Source organism: Stenotrophomonas sp. STEN021 (assembly GCF_056760175.1).
Genome location: NZ_JBRREH010000132.1, coordinates 1 through 7,685, shown reverse-complemented (window position 1 = coordinate 7,685; position 7,685 = coordinate 1). Strand labels below are relative to the sequence as shown.

Here is a 7,685-nt window from a genome sequence, read left to right as displayed (position 1 = left end):
GACGCACTAGCTTCAGGTGCTAGCGGGGGCAACTCCGTGGAGGTTCGAGTCCTCTCCTGGGCACCATGACTCAAACGAAACAACCCGCGAAAGCGGGTTTTTTTGTGCCCGTGATTTGTAGTGCCGAGCCGTGCTCGGCAGATGCCCTACCGACAAACCCACCTGTAGTGCCGCGCCATCCTCGGCAGCGGCATCACCGGTAAAGCCCCTTGCCGAGCATGGCTCGGCACTACACAAAGCGAAGCCCGCAATCTTTCGGATGGCGGGCTTCGCTGTAGCGTTATTGCTGTCGGCTTCGCGGCTTACGCCGCTCCTACAAGCTGCATCAATGCCCGCCTGCCGATGCTGCACCACCCCCTGCACCAAACGGCGGCTTGGCCAACCACACCAGGCCGATGATCAACAGGAACACCCAGCCCAGCAGCAGGAAGATGTCATTGAAGCCCATCTGCGATGCCTGGTGGTTGATCATCTCGTTGAGCATCGCTGCGCCATGCTGCAGGTCACCCTGCCCCATCGCAGTCACCTGATCGTGCATGCCCGGGTCGTACAGCGACACATGCTCGGTCAGGTCCGCATGATGTTGTTGGGTGCGACGCGCCCACAGCCAGGTGGTCAACGACGCCGCGAAGCTGCCGCCCAGGGTCCGCAGGAATGTAGCCAGACCTGAGCCAGCAGCAATCTCGCGCCCTTCAAGGTCGGACAACAGAATCTGCAGCACCGGCATGAAGAACAGCGCCAAGCCCACGCCCATCAGCAACTGCACGCCAGCGACATGCTCGAAGTTGACCTGCAGGTTGAAGCCGGAACGAATGAAGCTGGTCATCGACAATACAAAGAAGGCGATTGATGCCAGGTAGCGCATGTCCACCTTGTGACCGAACTTGCCCAGCACCGGCGCCACCATGATCGGCAGGATACCCAAGGGCGCAGTCGCCAGACCGGCCCAGATCGCGGTATAGCCCATGTCGCGCTGCAGCCACTGCGGAATCATCAAGGCCACCGAAAAGAACGCGGCATAGCCAACGATCATGGCCAAGGTGCCGGCGCGGAAATTGCGATGCCGCAGCAACTTCAGGTCAACGATAGGATCTTTGTCGGTCAGCTCCCAGATCACGAATACCGTCAGCATCACCGCTGCGATACAGGTCAGCACCACGATCTTGGCCGAGTTGAACCAGTCCTCCTCGTTGCCCAGGTCCAGCATCAACTGCAGGCAGCCGACGCCGATCACCAGGGTGACCAGGCCAACGTAGTCCATCTTCGGCCGCTCGGTCGTTTCCACGCGATGGCGCAACTGGCTGCCAACCACCGCAGCGGCGATCACGCCCAGCGGCACGTTGATCAGGAAGATCCATTCCCAGCTGTAGTTGTCGGTGATCCAACCACCGAGGATGGGCCCGGCAATCGGCGCGACCACGGTGATCATCGCCAGCAAGGCCAGCGCCTGCCCGCGTTTCTCCCGTGGATAGATCGACACCAGCAGTGACTGGGTGATCGGGTACATCGGCCCGGCCACAAAGCCCTGCAGCGCGCGCGACACCACCAGCATGCCCATGCTCTGTGCAATGCCGCATAACAATGAGGCGATCGAGAACGCGATCGTCGCCCACATGAACAACTTGACCTCACCGAAGCGACGGCTCAGCCAGCCAGTCAGCGGCAGCGCGATCGCGGTGCTGACCGCGAACGAGGTGATCACCCAGGTCGCCTGCTGCGAACTGGCACCGAGGTTGCCGGCAATCGTCGGCAACGAGACGTTGGCGATGGTGGTATCCAGCACCTGCATGAACGAAGCCAGGGCCAGGCCCGCCGTGCACAGGGCTACATTGGCCGGCCCTGCTCCAGCCGCAGGTGCGGCGGGTGCAGTGGGAGCTTGAGCAGACATGATGACCTCAGCTGGCGCGCGCAGACTGCGGCAGGTTGTCCTGGATGATGCTGTGGATCATGGCGTCGGCATCATGCAACTGCTTGGCATAGATCTCGGTGCCATAGACCGTGCCCTTGGCCGCTTCGACCGGCAACACCGTGCCATTCTGGTCGTGCAGGTTGACCTCTGCCTTCATCGACAGACCCAGGCGCAAGGGATGTTCGGCCAGTTGCTTGGCGTCGATGGTGATGCGCACGGGTACGCGCTGCACGATCTTGATCCAGTTGCCGCTGGCGTTCTGTGCCGGCAACAGCGAGAACGCCGAGCCGGTGCCCAGGCCCAGATTGGTGACACGGCCCTTGTAGGTCACATCACCGCCATACAGGTCCGAGCGCAGCTCCACTTCCTGGCCCAGGCGCATGTGGCGCAGCTGGGTTTCCTTGAAGTTGGCATCCACCCACATCTGCTCCGCTGGCACCACCGCCATCAGCACAGCACCCGGCTGCACGCGCTGGCCAACCTGCACCGAGCGGCGTGCGACGTAACCGCCAACCGGTGCAACGATGCCGGCACGGGCATTGTTGAGATAGGCCTGACGCAGCTGCGCAGCCGCCGCTTCCACATCCGGCTGGGTGGCGATGACGGTGTCATCGACCAGCGCGCGGCTGCGCTCGACGGTTTCACGCGAACCGGCAACCGCGGCTTCGGCGGCCGCCAGTTCGTCACGGGCATGGGCCAGCTCTTCGTTCGAGATCGCACCGGTGGCGGCCAGGTCACGGCGGCGGGCGAAATCTTCGCGGGCGCGCTTGACGCTGACCTGGCGCGCGTTCAATTCCGCCTGCGCACCTTCCACGCTGCGGTACAGCCCACGCACCTGGCGCACGGTACGGGCCAGATTGGCACGCGCCTGCTGCATCGCCACTTCGGTATCGACAGGGTCCAACTGCACCAGCAATTGCCCCTGCTCCACCTTCATGCCGTCATCAGCAGCAATGGCGACCACGGTACCGGCGATCAGCGGGGTGATCTGCACCTGGTTGCCGCCAACATAGGCGTCATCGGTCTCCTCGGCCCAGCGGCCAAGGAAGTAGTACCAGGCAGCAAATGCCACCAACAGGATCACCACGATCAACAACACGGCGCGCAGCAACTTGCCGCGACGATTGGGTGCGGCAGCTGCCGCTTCGGGGGAGGAGGTCTGGCTCATGGGGAGGCGTCTCAGGATTTCGAATTGGCGTTGATGGCAACAGCAGGTTCGGCGCTAGCGTCAGGCTGGAAGCCTCCGCCCAATGCCGCGCTCAGGCGCACCGAGGACAGCAGTTGCTGTGACTGCAGATTGCTCAGCTGCTGCTGGCTGCGCAGCAACTGGTCCTGCGTGCCGAGCACATCAAGGTAATTGCCGATGCCAGCGCGGTAGCGCTGCTGGGCAAGGTCATAGGCGGCCTGCGCGGTGGCTTGCGCCTGCTGCTGGGCCTGCACCTGCTGGGCCAGCGAGCGCAGTGCGGTGACCTGGTCGGCCACATCGCGCAGCGACTCGATCACGGTGTGGTTGTAATTGGCCACTGCCAGGTCGTATTCGGCATCACTGCCGGCCAAACCGGCACGCAGGCGGCCGCCGTCGAAGATCGGCAGGCTCAGTGCCGGCGCCAACACGCCGAAGGTGGAGCCGCTCTGCAACAGGCTGTCCAGGTTCTTCGACACCACGCCGCCCAGTGCGGTCAGGTTGAGGCTGGGATAGAAGCGGGTTTTGGCGACCTTGATCTGCTTGTCTGCCGCTTCCACCCGCCAGCGCGCTGCGACGATGTCCGGGCGACGACCGAGCAGTTCGCTGGGCAGCACGCTTGGCAGTTGCAGCACCAGCGGATTCAATTCAGCCGGGACGGCAATATCCAGCCCGCGATCCGGCCCCTGCCCCAGCAACGCCGCCAAGGCGTTTCGGGCGGAATCGATCTGCTGCTGCGCGGCCAACTGCTGCTGGTGCGCCAACGGCAACCGGGCCTGCGCCTGGGTTACCTGCAGATTGCTGTCGATTCCCGCGCGGCGACGCTGATTGGTGAGCTCAAGTGTCTTTTCGGCGCGCGCCAGTTCGTCATTGGCAACCCGCTGCAACTGGCCGGCATGGGCCAGCTGCACATAGGTCTGGACGATGGCGGCAGACAGATCCAGCCGGGCCGCCTGTGCGTCCACCGTCGAGGCATGCACGCTATCTACCGCTGCTTCCCAGTTCGCGCGCTTGCCGCCCCACAGATCGACGCCATAACTGAAGTTGGCGACCGCCTGCACGCTGCCCATGTAATCGCCACCAAGATCACCGGCCATCGATTTGGGCAAGGTCAGCCCGGTATAGCCCGGCGACAGCGACAAGTTCGGCTTGCGCTCGGCATTGGCGCCGGACGCCTGTGCCTGCGCTTGGCGCAGGCGCGCATCGGCTGCTTCCAGCGAGGGATTGCTGCGCAGGCCCTCGGCGACCAGCGCATCCAGCTGCGGATCAGCGAATGCACGCCACCAATCAGCGGCAGGAAAGCCCGCAGCACTGAGCGGCGCTACCGCCAGGCTGCGCCCGGCCTGCAGGCTGTCAGCGTCCAACAGCTGGCCCTGCGGCTGCAGGCCACGGCTGCTGGCGCAGGCGCCAAGCGCCAACACCAAGGCACCCGACAGCAACGGGCGCGTGTAGTTCAAGGGAGAGATTTTCATGGGGGAGAGAGAGCGTCCCGTACTCGGGTCAACAGGGAAAACAATTGGTCACGTTCGGCATCACTCAAGTCGCCCAGGGCCAGATCCATGATCCGGTCACCACGCACCTTGAGTTGCTGCCACAACACACGACCTTCGTCGGTCACTACGATCTGCAAGGCCCTTCTGTCCTGTGCATGCGACTCACGGCGCACTGCGCCCAGTGCCTCCAGCCGGTCCAGCAAGCGGGTGACCGCACTGGGCACCTGGTTGATGGCCTGACCAAGCTCGGCGGCAGTACAAGGTGCCATCTGCGACAGCACTTTCAGTCCTACGTAATGGGTGAAGCCAATGCCAAGGCCTTCCTCGCCCATGGTCGCGTCGAGCTGGCGCACCAGCCCGTCGCCCACCTGGCGCATCAGCAGACCAAAGCTTGGGGGTACAGACAAAGGAGCATTCATGCGGCGGTATTTTATTTCCAAGTGGAAATATATTCCATGGAATATTTTCATCAAGAAATGAATTCACCGTTACACATATGCAGTGAATCGATGACACCACCTTCACCCGGACAGTCGCCGCGCTTGGCATCGCCGCCGCCATCCGGATAATCGACGGATCAGGCAGCCGGCGGTCCCCGCCTTGGCTCCGCACAACAGGTAGCACCCACCCGCAATGACTGAGTCTGCACGCCCCGCTTACCATGGCTTCGAACAGCAGCCACTGCGCGAATACGCTGAACGCGCCTATCTCGACTACTCCATGTACGTGGTACTGGACCGCGCCCTGCCCTTCATCGGCGACGGGCTCAAGCCGGTGCAGCGCCGCATCATCTATTCGATGAGCGAACTGGGCCTGGGTGCCGCATCCAAGCCCAAGAAGTCCGCCCGCACCGTCGGTGACGTCATCGGCAAGTACCACCCGCACGGCGACAGCGCCTGCTACGAGGCCCTGGTGCTGATGGCCCAGCCGTTCTCGTTCCGCTACCCGCTGATCGACGGCCAGGGCAACTTCGGCTCCAGCGACGACCCCAAGTCGTTCGCAGCCATGCGATACACCGAATCCAAGCTGACACCGATTGCCGAGGTGTTGCTGGGCGAACTGGGCCAGGGCACCACCGACTGGTCGCCGAACTTCGACGGCACCTTGGAAGAGCCGAGCTGGTTGCCGGCACGCCTGCCGCACCTGCTGCTCAACGGCACCACCGGCATCGCCGTGGGCATGGCCACCGACGTACCGCCACACAATCTCAATGAGATCGTCAGCGCGCTGGTGCGCCTGATCGACGAGCCGGATGCCACTGTCGCCGAGCTCTGCGAGCACGTGAAGGGCCCGGACTACCCGACCACCGCCGAGATCATCACCTCGCCGTCGGACCTGCGGAACATCTACGAGACCGGCAACGGCAGCGTGCGCGCGCGCGCTACCTTCAAGAAGGAAGGCAACACCATCGTCATCGATGCGCTGCCACACCAGGTCTCGCCGTCCAAGGTGATCGAGCAGATCGCCGCGCAGATGCGCGCCAAGAAGCTGCCCTGGCTGGAAGACATCCGCGACGAGTCCGACCACGCCAACCCGGTACGCGTGGTGTTGATGCCGCGTTCCAACCGCGTCGATGCCGAGCAGCTGATGGGCCACCTGTTCGCCATCACCGACCTTGAGCGCAGCTACCGCGTCAACCTCAACGTCATCGGCCTGGACGGCCGTCCGCAGGTCAAGAACCTGAAGATGCTGCTCAGCGAATGGCTGCGTTTCCGCCAGGACACGGTCACCCGCCGCCTCAACCATCGCCTGCAGAAGGTCGAGCGTCGCCTGCACCTGTTGGAAGGCTTGCTGGTTGCCTTCCTCAACCTGGACGAAGTGATCCGCATCATCCGCACCGAGGACGATGCCAAGGCCGCGCTGATCGCGCGCTTCGCGCTGAGCGAAGAGCAGGCCGAGTACATCCTGGAAACCAAGCTCAAGCAGCTTGCCCGCCTGGAAGAAATGAAGATCCGTGGCGAGCAGGATGAGCTGGCCAAGGAGCGTGACAAGATCCTGTCGATCCTGCAGAGCAGTGCCAAGCTGAAGAAGCTGGTCAAGGACGAACTGCTGGCCGACGCCAAGAAGTTCGGCGACGCACGCCGCTCGCCGCTGGTGCAGCGCGGCGCCGCCCAGGCCATCGACGAAACCGAGCTGGTTCCGAGCGAGCCGATGACCGTGGTGCTGTCGGAAAAGGGCTGGGTACGCGCGGCCAAGGGCCACGATGTCGATGGCTCGACCCTGAACTACCGCGACGGCGACAGTCTGCTGGCAGTGGCGCGTACACGCAGCACGCAGCAGGTGGCCTTCCTCGATACCGAAGGCCGCGCCTATTCCACGCCGGTGCATACCCTGCCCTCGGCACGTGGCAATGGCGAGCCTTTGACCGGCCGCTTCTCGCCGGCTTCGGGCAGCAGCTTCGTCACCGTGGCCAGCGGCGACAACAACACCCGCTTCGTGTTGGCGTCCACCCATGGCTATGGTTTCGTCACCCGCTTCGAGAACCTCACCGGCCGCAACAAGGCCGGCAAGGCGATGCTCAACCTGTCCGCCGGTTCGGCGGTACTGACCCCGTCCCTGGTCGCCAACCTGGAAACCGACCGCATCGTCGCGGTCACCAGCGCCGGCAACATGCTCGCCATCCCGGCCAGCGAGCTGCCCGAGCTGGACAAGGGCAAGGGCAACAAGATCATCGAGATCCCCAAGGCCAAGCTCTCCACCGAGCGCGTGGTGGCGGTGGTCGCGGTCGGCCCGGGCAATACCCTGCAGGTGCGCAGTGGTCAGCGCACCATGAACCTGTCGTTCAAGGACCTGGAGACGTATCTGGGGACACGGGCGACGCGCGGGCATCTGCTGCCGCGTGGGTGGCAGAAGGTCGAAGGCTTGGATGTCCAGTAATTCACTTCACTGGCGCGTGGCGACGCGTTCGGCAACCCGGTTGCCGGAGGTCTGCGTGGCGCGGCAGAAGGTCGAAGGCCTGGAGGTCCAGTAAGTACAGAGAAGGCCGGGCAATGCCCGGCCTTCTGCTTTTTGTTTCTTGTAGGAGCGGCGTAAGCCGCGAAGCTGAGAGCAGTGGACCAATGGGTGGGTCGTGGTTGCTGACCCTGTTTGGATTTCTGGC

5 protein-coding genes are annotated in these 7,685 nt (G+C 63.7%); 1 reads left to right on the top strand and 4 read right to left on the bottom strand.

Going from position 1 to position 7,685, the window contains the following annotated elements; translation table 11 throughout:
* Nucleotides 1-325: 325 nt before the first annotated feature.
* Genes ACVOL0_RS19670 through ACVOL0_RS19655 form a run of 4 tightly spaced genes read right to left on the bottom strand, consistent with a single transcriptional unit; the run spans nucleotide 326 to nucleotide 5,004 of the window.
* Complete coding sequence (locus ACVOL0_RS19670) at nucleotides 326-1,888, bottom strand: DHA2 family efflux MFS transporter permease subunit (protein ID WP_481550518.1); 1,563 nt, start codon at nucleotides 1,886-1,888, stop codon at nucleotides 326-328.
* Nucleotides 1,889-1,895: 7 nt separating this feature from the next.
* On the bottom strand, nucleotides 1,896-3,077 hold the full coding sequence (locus ACVOL0_RS19665; RefSeq protein WP_481550517.1) for a multidrug transporter: 1,182 nt from the start codon (nucleotides 3,075-3,077) through the stop codon (nucleotides 1,896-1,898).
* An 11-nt stretch (nucleotides 3,078-3,088) separates the two neighbouring features.
* A complete protein-coding gene (locus tag ACVOL0_RS19660) occupies nucleotides 3,089-4,564 on the bottom strand; it encodes an efflux transporter outer membrane subunit (protein ID WP_481550516.1) in 1,476 nt (491 codons plus the stop codon).
* Nucleotides 4,561-5,004 (bottom strand): MarR family winged helix-turn-helix transcriptional regulator, encoded by a 444-nt coding sequence (locus ACVOL0_RS19655; protein ID WP_481550515.1) that lies wholly within the window; start codon nucleotides 5,002-5,004, stop codon nucleotides 4,561-4,563. Before ACVOL0_RS19655 ends, ACVOL0_RS19660 begins: the two co-directional genes overlap by 4 nt.
* A 214-nt stretch (nucleotides 5,005-5,218) precedes the next feature.
* Here ACVOL0_RS19655 and parC point away from each other — a divergent pair, with 214 nt between their 5' ends.
* Nucleotides 5,219-7,462 carry a DNA topoisomerase IV subunit A gene (parC, locus tag ACVOL0_RS19650; protein ID WP_481550514.1) on the top strand — a complete coding sequence of 748 codons (2,244 nt, stop codon included), beginning with the start codon at nucleotides 5,219-5,221 and terminating at the stop codon, nucleotides 7,460-7,462.
* Nucleotides 7,463-7,685 lie beyond the last annotated feature (223 nt).